The sequence below is a fragment of the Aeromonas sp. TW 6 genome (genome assembly GCF_013168745.1).
Classification (GTDB): Bacteria; Pseudomonadota; Gammaproteobacteria; order Enterobacterales; family Aeromonadaceae; genus Aeromonas; species Aeromonas caviae.
This window is the reverse complement of record NZ_JABERS010000013.1, coordinates 13037-29425: the sequence shown is the minus strand read 5'-3', so window position 1 is coordinate 29425 and position 16389 is coordinate 13037. Positions and strand designations below refer to the sequence as shown.

Genomic DNA, 16389 nt, shown 5'->3' with positions numbered 1-16389 from the left:
CAAGATGACACCCGCCAGGCGTGCAGGGGAGAGCCACTCAGATCAGATGGGGCTCTCTTTGTGGAGTTCGGTGACGCAATCGGTCACCGCCAGCACCAGGGCGGAGCGCACCATCTGATCGAGCCGGTTGAGCTGCATCTGGTAGAGGGGCCAGTCCTCCTCGTTGGCCGGGGGATCCTGCGGCATCATGCTGCCCTGCTGGATGGCATTCAGGCGCTCGAGCAGATCGCGGACCGGCTTGTCGCTGAAGCGGTAATCCTTGGGGTCGCGTACCAGAAAGTCGCGGATCTTCAGGTATGCCTCGAGATCCTGATAGCGCTCGAGGGAGATGAGGCCGAGGGCGAAGATGAGCTTGAGGCGCACCTCCAGCTGGCCGAGGGGTCCGCTCTGGTTGAGCAGGGGTTCGATGGCGTATTTGACGGCATACTCCTCCTGACGAAAGGCTCGCCGCATCAGGGAGTCGACCGCCTCTTCCAGGATGGTCACGACCTCGAGAAAGAAGCCGCGGGGGCCATCCTGCTCGTTCAGTCGCTCCAGTACTTCATCTTCCTGGTGTGTGGTCATAAGTGCTTCGGGTCCGGCTGACAGGGGGAGAGCAGGCCCTCCCCCGGTTTGTATCGTATGGGGTCCGTCACGGGCGGTGTGACGCCACCCCATCAGGTCACTTCAAGTTGTTGTAACGGGCGACGATGGTGCGTACCACATCGCTGTGCTCATCCAGGCCGGTGACGCGGGCCAGTGTCCGTGCCGGACCAAGTTCCGCCAGCATGGCCTGCAGCTCCACCGCCTGGGGATCGTCCTCATTGCGGTAATGCAGTGCGGCGGCGATGCCCTCCTGCAGGTGATCGCTCGGCAGGCCGTACTCCAGGGTGCCGAGCAGCGGCGTCACCAGCCTGTCCCCCGCCGCCAGCTTGCGCAGCGGCTGGCGACCGACCCGGTCAATCTCGTCCACCAGATAGGGGTTGGCGAAGCGGGAGAGGATCTTCTCGATGTAGGCGGCGTGCAGGCGCGGGTCGAAGCCGTAACGTTTCACCAGCACAGCCCCGCTCTCCTCCATGGCGCGGCGTACCTTGCTGCGGATCAGCGGATCCTCGATCGCCTCGCGCACGGTGTGATAGCCCCTGAGCTTGCCGAGGTAGGCGGTGACGATGTGGCCGGTGTTGAGGGTGAACAGCTTGCGCTCGACGAAGGCCATCAGGTTGTCGGTGGGCTCCATGCCTGCCACCTGGGGCAACTCCCCCTTGAACTGGGTCCGATCGACGATCCACTCGCTGAAGCTCTCCACCGTCACCTCCAGGGGATCGTCGTTCGCCGCGGCGGGCGGAACGATGCGATCCACCGCCGAGTCGACGAAGCCGACGCACTGCTCGAGGGTGGCATGATACGCGACCGGTAGGTACTTGAGTACCTCCTCCTTGAGGTGGCTGGTGCCGCGCACCATGTTCTCGCAGGCGATGACGTTGAGGGGAGTCAGGTTGCCGGCATCGAAGCGGGCCTGCAGCCCCTTGGCCAGGGTGCTGGCAATCTTGTCCAGGATGTTGGGGCCGACCGCCGTGGTGACCAGATCGGCGGTGATGATACGGGCGATCACCTCGTGTCCGGCCGAGCTGACGGCGGCAACGTTGCGCACCACGTCCAGCTTCTGATCCGTGCCCACCACGTGCACCTTGTACTCCTGGCGGTGGTTGAGCTGGTCGATCAGGGTCTCGTTGACATCGGCGAAGGTGACCTGATGGCTGGCGTCAGCCAGCAGTTTGCCGATGAAGCCCCGACCGATGTTGCCGGCACCAAAATGCAATGTTTTCATGATATTAACCTCTACAACCAAAGACGATGACGGATGATTACGCGGCCTGCTCGGCCCCCAGCAGATCCAGGAACTCCTGGGGATCCTGGGTGCTGGCCAGACGGTCGACGAGACCGGGCTCATCCAGTGCATTGGTCAGGCGGGTTATGACCTGTATGTGTTCATCGTTGCGGGCGGCAATGCCGATGACCAGGCGCGCCACTTCATCGGCGCCCTCGCCGAAGGCGACTCCGGCCGGGTACTGGCAGATGACGATGCCGGTACGCTTCACGTGCTCCTTGGCGGCGATGGTGCCGTGGGGCACGGCGATGGATTCGCCGAGGTAGGTGGAGACCAGCTGTTCGCGCTCCAGCATGGCGTCGACGTAGTCCGGTGCCACATAGCCTCGCTCGGCCAGCAGCTTGCCGGCGGTCACGATGGCCGCTTCCTTGCTCTCGGCCTTGAGGCCCAGGTGCACGTCCTGCAGGCTCAGGGTGAAGACTTCCGGCTCCTGCGGCTCGTAGCTGTCGTCGTTGGCCGCCACCAGCAGTTGCGGGTTGGCGACGTCATCGTTGGCCGCGTTGGCCAGGCTGAGGTTCTGCACCAGCTCCTGATAGAGGGCGTTGTCGAGGAAGTTGGTCAGCGAAATGTGCTGTGCATGCGGCGCATGGCGACGGGCACGGTCGGTGAGATCCTTGTGGGTGATGACCAGATCCACCTGATCGTCCAGGTTGTTGATGGCACGGTTGGTCACGCTGATGTCGAGACCGGCGGCCTGCACCCGCTTGCGCAGCATGCCGGCGCCCATGGCACTGGAGCCCATGCCCGCATCGCAGGCGACGACGATGTTGCGCACTGCGGTCAGCTCGGTTTCCGGCTTCTTGGCGGCGGTGGTCTCGGGCTTGGCACCCTTCATGGCCTTCATCTTGCGGGTGGCTTCACCCAGGGCATCGGCCTCGTCGGCTTCCGGCTGCTGGGCACGGACGAACACGGCGGCGACCAGGAAGGAGACGGTGGCGGAGGCGACGATGGAGAGCAGCACCCCGATGAGGGAGGCTTTCGGCGTCATCAGCAGCACGGCGAAGATGGAGCCCGGGGAGGCGGGGGAGACCAGACCGGCGTTGAACAGGGTCAGGGTGAAGACCCCGGTCATGCCGCCTGCGATCACCGCCAGGATGAGGCGCGGGTTCATCAGCACGTACGGGAAGTAGATTTCGTGGATGCCGCCGAAGAAGTGGATGATGGACGCACCGGCAGCGGACTGCTTGGCGGCGCCACGGCCGAACACCATGTAGGCCAGCAGCACGCCCATGCCCGGACCCGGGTTCGCTTCGATCAGGAAGAAGATGGAGCGGCCCTGTTCGGTGGCTTGCTGGATCCCGAGCGGCGAGAAGATGCCGTGGTTGATGGCGTTGTTCAGGAACAGGATCTTGGCCGGCTCGACGAAGATGGAGGTGAGGGGCAGCATGTGGTTGTCCACCAGGAAGCCGACACCGCTCGCCAGCACGCCGGAGAGCACCTTGACGAAGGGACCGATGACGAAGAAGGCGAGAATGGCGAGCAACATGCCGATGATGCCGGCGGAGAAGTTGTTCACCAGCATCTCGAAGCCGCTCTTGACGCGACCTTCCATCGCCTTGTCGAAGCGCTTGATGGCCCAGCCACCCAGCGGGCCGACCATCATGGCGCCCATGAACATGGGGATGTCGGTCCCCACGATGACGCCCATGGTGGTGATGGCACCGACCACGGCACCCCGGTCCCCCCCGATCAGCTTGCCGCCGGTATAGCCAATCAGCAGCGGCAGCAGGTAGGTGATCATGGGACCGACCAGCTTGGCCAAGGTTTCATTGGGCAGCCAGCCAGTGGGGATGAAGAGGGCGGTGATGAAGCCCCAGGCGATGAAGGCGCCTATGTTGGGCATGACCATATTGGACAGGAAGCGTCCAAAATTCTGTATCTTGACTTTGGTATCCGGTGATAACATGTCGGGACCCCGTTTTAAGCCTGTGTGATTAAAAGTGGTAGTCGGGATGACGAGTTTTGCCGAACTCCCATCCCAGTCGTCTAAGCAACTTCAATCTACCAGCTTGTGACCAAATTAGGCTGAAAACGGGGTGTCTTGTGACCTGGATCTCAAATACCCCGACCTCCCCCCTCCCGACATAGTGATGACGATCACAGTCAGTCGCTGTATTTCGGCTACATTTCGATCTTCTCGCCTCTGGGTGTCAATTTTTTGTGATTGATGTCTCGTTTTGCGGTTTGCGCAAATACGGTGTCAATGTGACTGTCGTCACAAAATCAAATTTTGCACTCAAATGAGTCATGATTTGTCGCCTCGTATTCGCAAGTAATGACGATGGATATGCCGTAGTTCATCGTTAATCACCAATGAATCATTTATTTTGTAACCCACTTTCAGTTTTTCCCCCGAGAGGATCGGTTCCAACAAGGCCTCTTGTGACGCCCGGGTGGCGGATCCTGATCCGCTCCCGTCTCGATCCTCCCTGCCGGTAGCGACGCAGGCTGGGGCCTGCGAGCGGGTCTCCCATTCCGTCTGCCTGCGGAGCGCAGCCATAAAAAAAGCCCGCAGGATGCGGGCTTTTGCAGGGCAGACAAACAGGGGGATCACTGCGCCTTGGGGGCCTCGTCGGCAGGCGCGGCATCGGCCTCGCTGGCAAGGGCGACCGGTGCCGGACCCGGCACCAGATCCACCGCCGGCTTGGCGATGAGGGAGCGGGTCTCTTCCACCGCCTCGGTCAGCTTCACCTCGATGATCTGGCCGAGCTCGTAGACCACCTCGGTCTTGTCCAGATAGACGCGGCCGTTGTCCCAGTTGCACTCCAGCCGATCCTTGTTGTCCAGGATATGGCGGGCGGGCATGAAGACCACGGCGCCGTTCTCCTGCAGGCGCAGCTTGAGGCCGGCGCGCATCACGTCGATGATCTCGGCGTTGAACACCTTGTCGGTGCCCGCATCGGCCTTGAGGTAGCGCACATAGAGCCAGTCGCCGATGTCGCGCTCCACCATGCGGTGCAGGCGGCGGCAGGCGGTCAGGTGCTCGGTCAGCTCCAGGCTGGGGCGCTCACCCGGGGTCTTGCCGGCGATGACCGCCTTGAGCAGGCGATGGTTGACCATGTCGCCGTATTTGCGGATGGGGGAGGTCCAGGTGGCGTAGGCATCCAGACCCAGGCCGTAGTGGGCACCCGGTTCGGCGGACATCAGGGCATAGCTCTGGAAGCGGCGGATCTTGCCGTCCAGCCAGCGGGTGTCCAGGTTGTCTATCCAGCGTCGCAGGGCGCAGAAGCCGGAGAGGCTGGCGATCTCTTCCTTCTCGAACGGGGCCTCGGCGGTCTTGAGCAGCTCGATGGCGCCGTCCAGGGACTCCTCGTCAAAGCCGGTGTGGACGTTGAAGATGCCGTAGCCGACCTCTTTGCCCAGCACGCGGCCGGCGCAGATGTTGGCGGCGATCATCGACTCTTCCACCATGCGGTTGGCGATGCGGCGCGGCTCCACGTGGATGGCCAGCACTTCGCCGTCTTCACCCAGCTCGAAGTCGTAGTCGGGTCTGTCCGGGAACACCAGGGCGTGCTCGGTGCGCCACTTGATGCGGGCCTCCGTCATCGCCTTCATCAGGGGCAGCTGGGCCAGGACGCCGGCGTCGATATCCAGCGCTTTGCCGTGCTCGGCCCAGTCGGAGACGTCGTCATAGCTGAGACGGGCATGGGAATTGATGCGGGCGGCGAAGAACTCGGTCTCCTCCAGCAGCAGGCCATCCTCGGCGATGAGCAGACGGGCGCACAGGGTGTTGCGCTCCTCGCCCTCTTTCAGGGAGCAGAGCTCGTCGGAGAGGGTGCGCGGGATCATGGGCACGTTGCGCCCCGGCATGTAGACGGTGAAGGCGCGCTGGGCGGCCTCCTTGTCCAGCTCGCTCCCCTCGGCCACATAGGCGGTCGGGTCGGCGATGGCCACCAGCAGCTCCCAGCCGTTCTCCAGCTTGGTGATGGCCAGGGCATCGTCCATGTCCTTGGTCTTGGCACCGTCGATGGTGAAGAAGGGAACCTGGGTCAGATCCCGGCGGGGCAGCTCTTCCTCTTCGATCACCTTCCACTCCGGCAGGTCCGCCGGTTCAATCTGGGCCAGGTTGTGGCGCGCCAGCACCACCCACCAGGGCACGTTGTGATCTTCCTGGGTGGCGATGAGCTGGGTGATCTCGGCGGAGAAGTTGCCGTCCACCAGGGCATGGCGCTTGAGGGTGGCGACCACCCAGTCCCCTTCCTTGAAGGATTTCTCGTCCAGACCCTTCTTGGCGCGGGCCTTGATGGCGTCCTTGATGAGGGGGTGGTCGGGCACCACGTTGAGGCGGTCGCGGAACATCTTCACGCGGCCGACGAAGCGGGTGACGGCCTGTTCCAGAAGGGCATCCGGCTCGGCCACCTCTTTCTCTTTTTCAGTGCGGATCAGGGCGCTCACCCGGTCACCGTGCATCACCTTCTTCATGTAGGGAGGCGGCACGAAATAGCTGGTCTTCTCATCGACCTCCAGGAAGCCGAAGCCCCGATCGGAGGCGCGGATCACACCCTCTTTCTTGGGGATGTTTTCGCGGATTTGTTGCTTGAGCTGGGCCAGCAGCGGATTGTCTTGGAACATAAATGGGGAACCTGAGTGGAGACCTGATGGTTAATCGCCCAGCACTATACGTTTTTACCCCCCCAAAGCCAAGGTGAATGGCCCCCTCAACGGGGTTGCAGTGCCCGTCGCCCCTGCTGGATCAGGCGCTGGGATATCTGCTTGTGCAGCCCCCGCTCCAGCACCCAGCGGTGCCAGTAGAGCTGCTCGACCAGGTGGTGATCCGGGTTGAGATCGAGCAGGCGCCCCTCTTCCAGTTGCTGGCGGATCTGCAATTCCGGGATGAGGCAGCAGGCCAGCCCCTGCTCCGCCATGGCGACGAAGGCCTCGGAGGATCGCACCGTGTGGCAGGGGTAGCCACCGGGGGGGAGGGCGAAATGACGGGCCATGTAGCTGATGTGCATGTCGTCGCGCTGATCGAAGGCCACCGCCGGCGCCTTGGCCAGGGCCGCCGCCGTGAGGCCGTTCGGGAAGTGGCGGGCGACGAAGGCGGGGCTGGCGGTGAGCAGATAGCGCATCTCGCCGAGTTCGTCGACGCAGCAGCCCGCCAGCGGCTGGGGTTGCAGGCTGACGGCGCCGAACGCCTGCCCCTCGCGCACCCGGTCCAGGGTGCGGCTCTCGTCATCCACCAGCAGGTTCAGCTCGATGGGGTATTGCTCCAGCAGCGGCGCCAGGGCGGGCAGGAACCAGGTGGCCAGGCTGTCGGCATTGACGGCGATGCTGACCCGGATGGGGGCCCTGGGCTCGTCGGGGGAGAGTTCGCCGGCCAGCTCCAGCTCCAGCTGGCGCACCTGGCGATAGTGGGCCAGCAGCTTCTGGCCGAGCCCCGTGGCCTGCAGCGGCTGGCTGCGGATGATGAGCGGCTCCGCAAACTGCTGCTCCAGCTGCTTGATGCGCTGGGAGATGGCGGACTGGGTGATGTGCAAGCGCTGGGCGGCACGCTCGAAGTTTTGCTCCCGGATCACCGCGTCCAGGGCCAGCAGCAGCTTGTAGTCCAACGTCTTCATCAGCATTCCTTATGAAAAAAGGGAGTTCAGCAAGAATGCTACTCAAGGGAGCGCCAGAGGACAACCTGACCGCCCCATGGAGGGGGCCGGTGCCCGGGGCCGCCCCTGTGAGATGTGACAGTAGTCCTGACATGAGATTCATAAGATACTCACCCGGTCCGTTTTTGCATGGGGTGGAAACGGATCATAGCGAGCGTCTTGAATCCCGGGCCGGTCCCGGGACTTTTTTTGCTCAGATGACGGCGAGCAGAGCATCCCCCGCCGGCCGGTAATGGCCCTGCAGGGGGCGATGGACGGCGCGGTCGAAACGCTCGTCCAGGTGGAAGCGGATACCGACCCCGCGCACGGCCCCCAGATCCACCGCCTGGCGATGGCCGAGGCGCTCGATGGGCAGGCCGAGGCGGCGGAAGATGCGCTCCACCGGCAGGCTGACCACGGCCACCAGCTCGCGGATCCCCTGCTCCCTGGCGAAGGCCAGCACCTCGCGGAAGATGACGCAGGTGAGTTCGCTGATGCCGTTCTCCAGGCGAGGGGCCCGGTCGGCGTCGATGGCGAGGCGGGTCAGCTCCCACACGTCGTTGCCGCGAGGGGGGGCTTCGCCAGCGAGGGCGGTGGGGAAGATGCTGGGCAGCATGTAATCCTGGGCGCAGCTGAGCAGGCGGATGCAGCCGCACAGCCCCTGCTTGTCTTCAATCAGCACCCAGTGGGTGTCGGGCTTGTCGAAGTTGTCCCGCTCCAGGCCACGGCGGGATTCCACGTCCCAACCGAGTCGATCGGAGAAGACGCGGTTGCGAAATCGGTAGAGCTCGTTTTCGACCTCCCATCTGGGGTGTTCTTTCAATTTTCCTTTGAAAACAAGCATTCATGTCTCTCCATTTCATGGTTAGGCGCTATAATCCAAGGCCTTGGCCAGGGGAGGCTTGCCTATGACACGCGACCAACTGCTTGAGTACCTGGAACATTTCACGCTGGTGACCGATGGCAACCGGTTGTCCGAGCTCATCGGCCGCTTCACCCTGGGAATGGGTTACGACTACTACCGCTTCGCCCTCATCCTGCCCATGTCGATGCAAAGGCCCAAGGTGGTGCTGTTCAACCAGTGCCCCGACTCCTGGGTACAGGCCTACACCCTGAACAACATGCTGGCCTGCGATCCCATCATCCAGCTCGCCCGCAGGCAGACCCTGCCCATCTACTGGAACCGGCTGGACGAGAAGGCGCGCTTCCTGCAAGAGGGGAGCATGGATGTGATGGGGCTGGCGGCGGAATTCGGGTTGCGCAACGGCATCTCGTTCCCGCTGCACGGGGCGGCGGGGGAGAACGGCATACTCTCTTTCATTACCCGGGAGCGGGCATCGAGTGATCTGATGCTGGAGTCCTCGCCCATCCTCTCCTGGATGTCCAACTACATCTTCGAGGCGGCGATCCGGATCGTGCGCCAGAGCATGAGGGAGGACGATCCCCAGGAGCCCCTGACGGAGCGGGAGACCGAGTGCCTGTTCTGGGCCAGCGAAGGGAAGACATCGGGGGAGATCGCCTGCATCCTCGGCATCACGGAGCGCACCGTGAACTACCACCTCAATCAGGTCACCCGCAAGACGGGGTCGATGAACCGCTACCAGGCCATCGCCAAGGGGGTGAGCAGCGGCATCCTGCTGCCGAACCTGGAGCAGGTGGTGGTCACCAACTTCCCCTCCCTGCTGCAGTGAATACAGGCCCGGCGGCACCGGCTCGTCGCCTGGCATCCCCTCTGTCGCCATCACCGCTGTCCTGCGCCGTCCCATCCTGCCGCCGATTCTCGGGGCGGGGCTGTGACCCCACAATTGTCAGATCCTGCAATTGACAACCTTCTTTGTGTGGTTTCGGCCCGGTTTTCATCAGTTTTATGAATGCATCAGAAAATGAATGAATTTCTCTGATTACCCGCGCCCCCTTATAGTGCGTTTCTCTCTTTCACAGGAACGCATCCCCATGTTCGCCACCACCCTGCAAGGCTTTACCCTCGGCCTTGCCATGATCATCCCCATCGGGGCCCAGAATGCCTTCGTGCTGAGCCGGGGCATTCACCGCAATCACCACCTGCTGACGGCGACCCTCTGCTGCCTGTGCGACCTCGTGCTGATCGGCATCGGGGTGTTCGGCGGGGCCAACCTGCTGGCGGCCAGCCCGATCGGCCTGGCCCTGCTGACCTGGGGCGGCGTGCTCTTCCTCGGCTGGTTCGGTATCCGTTCCCTGCGCAGTGCCTGGCGCGGCCAGGAGGCGGCCCTGGCGGACTCGCCCCGGTTGATGGGGGTGAAGAGCGTGCTGGCCATGACCCTCGGAGTGACCCTGCTCAATCCCCACGTCTATCTGGATACCCTGATGCTGCTTGGCTCCTTCGGCAGCCAGTTTGCCGAGGAGCTCAGACCCGCCTTCGCGGCGGGGGCCATGCTGGCTTCTCTGGTCTGGTTCTACGGACTGGCGTTCGGGGCGGCCGCCCTCTCCCCCTGGCTTGCCCGGGGCCGGGTGCAGCAAGCCATTGATCTTGTTGTAGGTCTCATCATGCTGGTGCTGGCGGTCAAGCTGGCATTGGGTGCCATACCGGCCTCATGAGGCTATTTTTGTGCCGGGCTTCATAAAAATGAGTCCCGGTGCCATCTGCTGACATATTCGTCTGTTAAATTCCCGGCGCTGGTAAAGCGTTACTCATAATAAAAGGGAAAAAACAGTGAATAACACCATGAAGCTGGGGGCTATTGCCGCCATCGTGCTGCTGTCTGCTTGCAGCAACGAGAATGACAGCAAGGCGCAGCCGGGGACCGTCTCCCTGCGCCTGATCCAGACCTCTGATATCCACTCCAACGTGCTGGGGTACGACTACTACCAGAACAAGGAGGATCGCAAGTTCGGCCTCTCCCGCACCGCCCTGCTGATCCGCGCCGCCCGCGCCGAGAACCCCAACAACCTGCTGCTCGACAATGGTGACCTCATTCAGGGCACGCCGCTGGCGGACTACATCTTCGAGCAGTCCGGTGCCGGCTATCTCGAGAAGCAGGCGCACCCGGTGTTCAAGGCGATGAACGAGCTGGGTTACGACGCGGGCAACCTGGGCAACCACGAGTTCAACTACGGCCTGGACTACCTTGGCAAGGTACTGGCGGGAGCCGACTTCCCCTATGTGAACGCCAACGTGTTCGAGGCGGGGGCCTTCAAGCGCGATGCCAAGGGACAAATTGACTGGAGCGGCAACAAGTTCACCCCCTATCTGCTGCTGGAGCGCGAGGTGACCGATGACAAGGGCCAGCGCCAGCGCGTCAAGGTGGGCATCCTGGGTCTGACCCCGCCCCAGGTGCTGCAGTGGGACAAGCGTCATCTGGAGGGCAAGGTGGTGGTGGCCGACATGGTCGAGACCGCCAATCACTATGTGCCCGAGCTGCGCGCCAAGGGCGCCGACATCGTGGTGGTGGTGGCTCACACCGGCATCAATGCCAGCAGCTATGAGGCCATGATGGAGAACTCCGCCTGGCATCTGGCCAAGGTGAAGGGGGTGGACGCCCTGATGCTGGGCCACGCCCACAAGAACTTCCCCGGGGACTTCCCGGATCTGCCGGAGGTGGACAACCAGGCCGGTACCCTGAGCGGCATTCCCACCGTGATGCCCGGCTACTGGGGCAACCACCTCGGCATCATCGACCTCAAGCTGGAACAGGTGGACGGCAAGTGGCAGGTGAAGCAGAGCCAGGCCAGCCTGCGCAAGATAGACGCCAGCGAGGGCAGTGCGGTGGATCAGCGGGTGGTGGACCTGGTGCAGGCCGACCACGACGCCACCAACCAGTGGCTGGACGAGCCGCTCGGCAAGATCACCTCCCCCATCCACAGCTTCTTCGCCCTGGTGCAGGACGACCCCTCGGTGCAGCTGGTGAGCGATGCCCAGCGCCGCCACGCGGAGCAATTGCAACAAGACGGCCTGCTCAAGGAGTCCTACCCGATCCTCTCGGTGGCGGCCCCCTTCCGTGGCGGTCGCAACGGCATCAATGACTTCACTTACGTGGCTCAGGGTGACATCTCCCTGCGCAACGTCTCCGACCTTTACATCTATCCGAACACCCTGCAGGTGGTCGAGGTGAACGGGGCCACCGTCAAGGAGTGGCTGGAGATGAGCGCCGGCCAGTTCAACCAGATCGACACCGGCAAGACCGGGGTGCAGTGGCTGGTGAACGAGAGCTTCCCCACCTACAACTTCGATGTGATTGACGGGGTCAGCTACGAGGTGGACATCACCCAGCCGGCCCGCTACAGCAAGGACGGGGTCAAGGTGAGCGACGGCCAGCGCATCAGCGGCCTCACCTTCAACGGCCAGCCCGTGGACCCGGCCCAGAAGTTCTACGTGGTGACCAACAACTACCGCGCCAGCGGCGGCGGCCACTTCCCGGGCATCGACGGCAGCAACATAGTGCATGAAGATCCCTTCGAGACGCGGGAGATCATCGCCCAGTACCTGAAGGCCCAGTCTGCGGACAACCCGGCCGGCTTCAGCCCGGCGGCCAACAACAACTGGCACATGAAGGCCCTGCCCGCCAACGTGGACGTGCGCCTCTACTCCTCGCCGACCGACGAGGCCAAGGCCTTGGCGGGGGCGGATCTGTCGTACCAGTCCACCCTGCCGATGGATGACGCCAAGCACCCCGGCTACGCCATCTACCGCCTGATCCGCCAGTAAGGCAGACGCTGGCAGCCAACAAATAAGCCCTCGCAGTGCGAGGGCTTTTTCATGGGGCGCGGTGCCATCCTGCCCTGTCGTCTGGACTTGCCCGGTCGACGGGGCGGGAGGGCATCAGTAGTAGCCGGGATCGTCCGGATTGGGGCGGGTCTTGAAGCGGCGGTGCAGCCACATGTACTGCTCCGGCGCCTTGCGCACGGCGGCTTCAATTTCGCGGTTGGCGCGGCTGGCATCCGCCAGGTCGTCACCGCTCGGGTAGTCTGCGAGCGGGGCCCCGATATGCAGGGTGTAGCCCTCCCGGGTGCGGATGTTGTAGCAGGGCAGGGTGACAGTGTTCTTCACCCGGGCCAGGGTGGCGGTACCCGTGATGGTGGCGGCCTGCTCCACCGCGAAGTAGGGCACGAAGACGCTGGCATGGCTGCCGTAGTCGTGATCCGGTGCATACCAGAGGGCGTCGCCGTTGCGCAGCGCCTTGATCATCCCCTTCACGTCCATCCGGTCCACCAGGTATTTGTTGGAGGCGCAGCGACCGTGGTACTGGGCGTACTCCAGCACCGGATTGGTGTTGGGGCGATAGACGCCGACCCCGGGGCGCACCAGGCCGAAGCAGCGGGCATTGAGCTCCAGCGTCAGGAAGTGGCAGGAGAGCAGCAGCATCCCCTGGCCCTTCTCCATGGCGTTGATGACGTGCTCTTCCCCTTCCACCTTCATCAGGCGGCGCATCCGCCAGTCTGGCCAGAACCAGGCCATGCCCACCTCGAAGATGGCGCAGCCCACGCTCTCGAAGTTCTGCACCAGGAGGGCTTCGCGCTCATCCCGGCTGAGCTCGGGCATCGCCAGCTCCAGGTTGCGGCGGGCAATCTTGACGCGGGATTTCAGCAGTTTGCGGGCCAGGGTGCCGAGCTGGCGGCCCAGCCACATCTGGCTGCGCCAGGGCAGCAACACCAGCAGCCAGAGCAGGGAGAGGCCCAGCCAGCTCCCCCAGTAACGGGGATGGAACAGACGGGGTTCGAGGCGGGGAGCGTGTTCTTGGGCCATGAAGAGTCTCTTGTTCGCAAAGGCAAAGGGGGGAGTCCGACCGAACCGGGGGGCCTGTGTGGGGTGGCTCGGCGCGGATGCGGTCACTCGCATGTCGAGGATTCTATCCGAAAAGCGGGGGCGGGCGCGAATCGCCGTCATCTGGTCAGAGGGGGCATCAGGGCACAGGGCCGTGCTTTTTTCACGCCCCGGAAAAGAGTGTGATAAAATCGGCCGCTGAATTTTTCAGGTTTTGAGAGCCGATACAGATGAAAATCACCCTGCCCGAGTTTGAAAAAGCCCGCATCCTGGTCGTTGGCGATGTCATGTTGGATCGCTACTGGCATGGCCCTACCGGCCGGATCTCCCCCGAGGCGCCGGTCCCCGTGGTCAAGGTCGAGCACATCGAGGAGCGCCCGGGTGGCGCCGCCAACGTGGCGCTCAACTCCGCCGCCCTCGGCGCCCAGGTCGTGCTGCTGGGCCTGACCGGTCAGGATGAAGCCGCCGATGCCCTCGCCAGCCAGATGGTCGGTGTCAAGGTGGCCTGTGATTTCGTGCGCCTGACCGACTATCCGACCATCACCAAGCTGCGGGTGCTGTCCCGCAACCAGCAACTGCTGCGCCTCGACTTCGAAGAGGCCTTCCACGACGTGGATGCCAGCCTGCTGATGGGCAAGGTGGAGCAGGCGCTGCCCCAGGCGGACGTGATGATCCTCTCCGACTACGGCAAGGGCGCCCTCAACGATGTGCCCGGTATGATCCGGCGTGCCCGCGCCGCCGGCATCCCCGTGCTGGTCGACCCCAAGGGGACCGATTTCGAGAAGTACCGCGGTGCCACCCTGCTGACCCCCAACATGTCCGAGTTCGAGGCCGTGGTGGGCAAGGTGAAGGGGGAAGAAGACCTGGTCGCCAGGGGGCTGGAGCTGGTCAAGCGCTTCGAGCTGGACGCCCTGCTGGTCACCCGTTCCGAGAACGGCATGACCCTGATCCGCGAAGGGCAGCCCGAGCTGCACCTGCCGGCCCAGGCCCACGAGGTCTATGACGTCACCGGTGCCGGTGACACCGTCATCTCCACCCTGGCGACTTCCCTTGCCGCAGGCAAGAGTCTGGATGAGGCCTGCGCCCTGGCCAACACCGCCGCCGGCATCGTGGTCGGCAAGTTGGGGACCTCCACCGTGAGCCCGGTGGAACTGGCCAACGCCCTCTACACCGAGCAGGAGACCGGCTTTGGCGTCATGTCCGAGGCCCAGCTCAAGGTGGCCGTCCAGGCCGCCCGTCTGCGCGGCGAGAAGGTGGTGATGACCAACGGCTGCTTCGACATTCTGCACGCGGGTCATGTCTCCTATCTGGCCAATGCGGGCAAGCTGGGGGATCGCCTGATCGTGGCGGTGAACACCGACGAGTCCGTGCGTCGCCTCAAGGGGCCGGGTCGCCCGGTCAACCCGACCGAGCGCCGTATGACGGTGCTGGCGGCCCTGGGTGCCGTGGACTGGGTGGTCCCCTTCAGCGAAGACACTCCCCAGCGTCTGATCGCAGAGATCCTGCCAGACCTCCTGGTCAAGGGGGGCGACTACAAGCCCGAAGAGATCGCGGGTTACGCCGAGGTGACCGCCAATGGCGGCGAGGTGCGGGTGCTGAACTTCGAGGACGGCTGCTCCACCACCGACATCATCAAGACCATCCGCGAGCGCGGATAAGCGTAAAACCCGGCCAAGGCCGGGTTTTTTGATGGGGCTGCCGGGTCGGTGATATGGCCGCTGCCTGGCAGGCCCCGACCAACGCACTTCCAGCGGCGAACAGAGATGAAAAAGGCGACCTAGGGGTCGCCTTTTCTCATGGTGTGCGCCTGGCTCAGGACTTCTTGGTGACCTGGGCGGCTGGCATCAGACCCTGGTTCACCTCTTCCAGATCCTTCTGCTCCAGGATGCCGGCGGCCTGCTTGAGGGAGAGGATGCTGAGGATGTAGTTGTAGCGGGCCTCGGAGAGCTTCTGCTTGGCCTGATACAGCTTGCGGGTGGAGTCCAGCACGTCGACGATGGTGCGGGTACCCACCTCGTAACCGGCTTCGGTCGCCTTCAGGGCGCTGTCGGCGGAAATGACGGACTGGCTGTAGGCGCGGACCGAGCCGATGCTGGCGTTCACGTTGTTGTAGGAGGAGCGGACCGTGCTCTGTACCGAGCGGAAGCTGCGCTCGAGCTGTTCGCTGGCGGCCACGTAGTTGAACTGTGCCTGCTTGACCTGGGAGGTGGTGGCTCCGCCGGTGTAGATGGGCAGCTTGAAGTTCAGGCCGATGTTGCCCTGATTGCTGTTGCTCTCGGGGTTGCGGATCTCGTCCTTGTAATCGTTGTAACCGGCGTTCAGGCCAGCGCCCAGATCCAGGGTCGGTTCATGACCGGTCTTGGCCAGATCGATCTGCTCCTTGGCGATGTCCTTGCCGATGCGGGCGCTGTGCAGCTCCAGGTTCTTGTCCAGGGCCAGTTCCAGCCACTTGTCGGAGTTGAACGCGGTCTTCTGCGGGCTGAAGCGATCGGTGTTGAGCACATCCAGTTGACGGTGGTCGATACCGGTCAGCTCGCGCAGGCTCTCGTAGCTGTTGTCCAGGGTGTTCTCGGCATTGATCTCGTCCGCCAGCGCCTGATCGCGCTCGGCCTCGGCCTCGTGCACGTCGGTGATGGCGGTCAGGCCCACTTCGAAGCGCTGCTGGGTCTGTTCAAGCTGACGCTCGACCGCGGTCTTGTTGGCACGCACGAATTCCAGGGTATCCATGGCCTTGAGCACGTCGAAGTAGGCCTGGGCGGTACGCAGCATCAGGTTCTGGTACTCGAGGTTGTAGGCCACGTCGGACTGGGTGGCGCTCTTCTCGGTCAGATCCAGGTTGACCCAGTTGCTGCGACGGTAGATGGATTGATCCAGGGTCACGGAGCCGGTAGCGCCCGTGTTGGTCATGGTGTCGTTCTTGTTTTGCAGGTAGTTCAGGCCGGCGCCCAGGTTGATCTGGGGCAGCAGGGCTGCACGGGATTCGTTGATCTTCTCGAAGGCCTGGTCCCGCTTGGCCTTGGATTCCAGCAGCTGGGTGTCCTTGATCTGGGCCTGTTGGTAAATATCGAGCAGGTTTTCGGCATGAGCGGCGCCGCTCACACCCAGCATCACCATGACTGACAAGAGTGTTCTTTTCATATGATAGTTTTAACCTTTTGTATCAACCCAAAGCTGTCCGCTGGATGAAGGGGGGATTGTCACCGACCAAG

General features: G+C 63.4%; 12 protein-coding genes. 4 read left to right on the top strand and 8 right to left on the bottom strand.

What is annotated here, in order from left to right; all coding sequences use genetic code 11:
• Nucleotides 1–42: 42 nt before the first annotated feature.
• The 6 genes from HKD46_RS08530 to HKD46_RS08505 all read right to left on the bottom strand — a co-directional run bounded on the left by HKD46_RS08530 (nt 43) and on the right by HKD46_RS08505 (nt 8287).
• Nucleotides 43–564, bottom strand: a complete 522-nt coding sequence (locus HKD46_RS08530; RefSeq protein WP_010672759.1) for an MltR family transcriptional regulator — start codon at nt 562–564, stop codon at nt 43–45.
• A 97-nt stretch (nt 565–661) separates the two neighbouring features.
• Nucleotides 662–1807 carry a mannitol-1-phosphate 5-dehydrogenase gene (locus HKD46_RS08525; protein WP_171865258.1) on the bottom strand — a complete coding sequence of 382 codons (1146 nt, stop codon included), beginning with the start codon at nt 1805–1807 and terminating at the stop codon, nt 662–664.
• A gap of 37 nt (nt 1808–1844) precedes the next feature.
• Nucleotides 1845–3773, bottom strand: a complete 1929-nt coding sequence (locus HKD46_RS08520; RefSeq protein ID WP_041212287.1) for a PTS mannitol transporter subunit IICBA — start codon at nt 3771–3773, stop codon at nt 1845–1847.
• A 644-nt stretch (nt 3774–4417) separates the two neighbouring features.
• Entirely contained in the window at nt 4418–6439 is a 2022-nt protein-coding gene (locus HKD46_RS08515; protein WP_171865256.1) for an exoribonuclease II, read from the bottom strand.
• A gap of 86 nt (nt 6440–6525) precedes the next feature.
• Nucleotides 6526–7425 carry a LysR family transcriptional regulator ArgP gene (locus HKD46_RS08510; RefSeq protein ID WP_010672764.1) on the bottom strand — a complete coding sequence of 300 codons (900 nt, stop codon included), beginning with the start codon at nt 7423–7425 and terminating at the stop codon, nt 6526–6528.
• 232 nt (nt 7426–7657) lie between these two features.
• On the bottom strand, nt 7658–8287 hold the full coding sequence (locus HKD46_RS08505) for an acyl-homoserine-lactone synthase (RefSeq protein WP_029313613.1): 630 nt from the start codon (nt 8285–8287) through the stop codon (nt 7658–7660).
• 64 nt (nt 8288–8351) lie between these two features.
• On the opposite strand from HKD46_RS08505, the gene HKD46_RS08500 reads away from it, so the two are divergent.
• The 3 genes from HKD46_RS08500 (at nt 8352) to HKD46_RS08490 (ending at nt 12124) form a co-directional block, all read left to right on the top strand.
• Complete coding sequence (locus HKD46_RS08500; RefSeq protein WP_010672766.1) at nt 8352–9134, top strand: LuxR family transcriptional regulator; 783 nt, start codon at nt 8352–8354, stop codon at nt 9132–9134.
• Nucleotides 9135–9396: 262 nt separating this feature from the next.
• Nucleotides 9397–10017 carry an L-lysine exporter gene (lysE, locus tag HKD46_RS08495; protein ID WP_041212291.1) on the top strand — a complete coding sequence of 207 codons (621 nt, stop codon included), beginning with the start codon at nt 9397–9399 and terminating at the stop codon, nt 10015–10017.
• A 127-nt stretch (nt 10018–10144) separates the two neighbouring features.
• Nucleotides 10145–12124 (top strand): bifunctional 2',3'-cyclic-nucleotide 2'-phosphodiesterase/3'-nucleotidase, encoded by a 1980-nt coding sequence (locus HKD46_RS08490; RefSeq protein WP_043153994.1) that lies wholly within the window; start codon nt 10145–10147, stop codon nt 12122–12124.
• Between the two features lie 114 nt (nt 12125–12238).
• On the opposite strand, the gene lpxL is transcribed toward HKD46_RS08490, so the two are convergent.
• On the bottom strand, nt 12239–13162 hold the full coding sequence (lpxL, locus tag HKD46_RS08485) for an LpxL/LpxP family Kdo(2)-lipid IV(A) lauroyl/palmitoleoyl acyltransferase (RefSeq protein ID WP_103243797.1): 924 nt from the start codon (nt 13160–13162) through the stop codon (nt 12239–12241).
• Nucleotides 13163–13410: 248 nt separating this feature from the next.
• On the opposite strand from lpxL, the gene hldE reads away from it, so the two are divergent.
• Nucleotides 13411–14838, top strand: a complete 1428-nt coding sequence (gene hldE / locus HKD46_RS08480; protein WP_052815074.1) for a bifunctional D-glycero-beta-D-manno-heptose-7-phosphate kinase/D-glycero-beta-D-manno-heptose 1-phosphate adenylyltransferase HldE — start codon at nt 13411–13413, stop codon at nt 14836–14838.
• Between the two features lie 154 nt (nt 14839–14992).
• On the opposite strand, the gene tolC is transcribed toward hldE, so the two are convergent.
• Complete coding sequence (gene tolC, locus HKD46_RS08475; RefSeq protein WP_029313618.1) at nt 14993–16318, bottom strand: outer membrane channel protein TolC; 1326 nt, start codon at nt 16316–16318, stop codon at nt 14993–14995.
• Between the last annotated feature and the right edge of the window lie 71 nt (nt 16319–16389).

Excerpts from the sequence above, each read along its gene's own strand:
- HKD46_RS08530 (WP_010672759.1), bottom strand. The coding sequence starts at position 564 with ATGACCACACACCAGGAAGATGAAGTACTGGAGCGACTGAACGAGCAG.
- HKD46_RS08525 (WP_171865258.1), bottom strand. The coding sequence starts at position 1,807 with ATGAAAACATTGCATTTTGGTGCCGGCAACATCGGTCGGGGCTTCATC.
- HKD46_RS08520 (WP_041212287.1), bottom strand. The coding sequence starts at position 3,773 with ATGTTATCACCGGATACCAAAGTCAAGATACAGAATTTTGGACGCTTC.
- HKD46_RS08515 (WP_171865256.1), bottom strand. The coding sequence starts at position 6,439 with ATGTTCCAAGACAATCCGCTGCTGGCCCAGCTCAAGCAACAAATCCGC.
- HKD46_RS08510 (WP_010672764.1), bottom strand. The coding sequence starts at position 7,425 with ATGAAGACGTTGGACTACAAGCTGCTGCTGGCCCTGGACGCGGTGATC.
- HKD46_RS08505 (WP_029313613.1), bottom strand. The coding sequence starts at position 8,287 with ATGCTTGTTTTCAAAGGAAAATTGAAAGAACACCCCAGATGGGAGGTC.
- HKD46_RS08500 (WP_010672766.1), top strand. The coding sequence starts at position 8,352 with ATGACACGCGACCAACTGCTTGAGTACCTGGAACATTTCACGCTGGTG.
- lysE (WP_041212291.1), top strand. The coding sequence starts at position 9,397 with ATGTTCGCCACCACCCTGCAAGGCTTTACCCTCGGCCTTGCCATGATC.
- HKD46_RS08490 (WP_043153994.1), top strand. The coding sequence starts at position 10,145 with ATGAAGCTGGGGGCTATTGCCGCCATCGTGCTGCTGTCTGCTTGCAGC.
- lpxL (WP_103243797.1), bottom strand. The coding sequence starts at position 13,162 with ATGGCCCAAGAACACGCTCCCCGCCTCGAACCCCGTCTGTTCCATCCC.
- hldE (WP_052815074.1), top strand. The coding sequence starts at position 13,411 with ATGAAAATCACCCTGCCCGAGTTTGAAAAAGCCCGCATCCTGGTCGTT.
- tolC (WP_029313618.1), bottom strand. The coding sequence starts at position 16,318 with ATGAAAAGAACACTCTTGTCAGTCATGGTGATGCTGGGTGTGAGCGGC.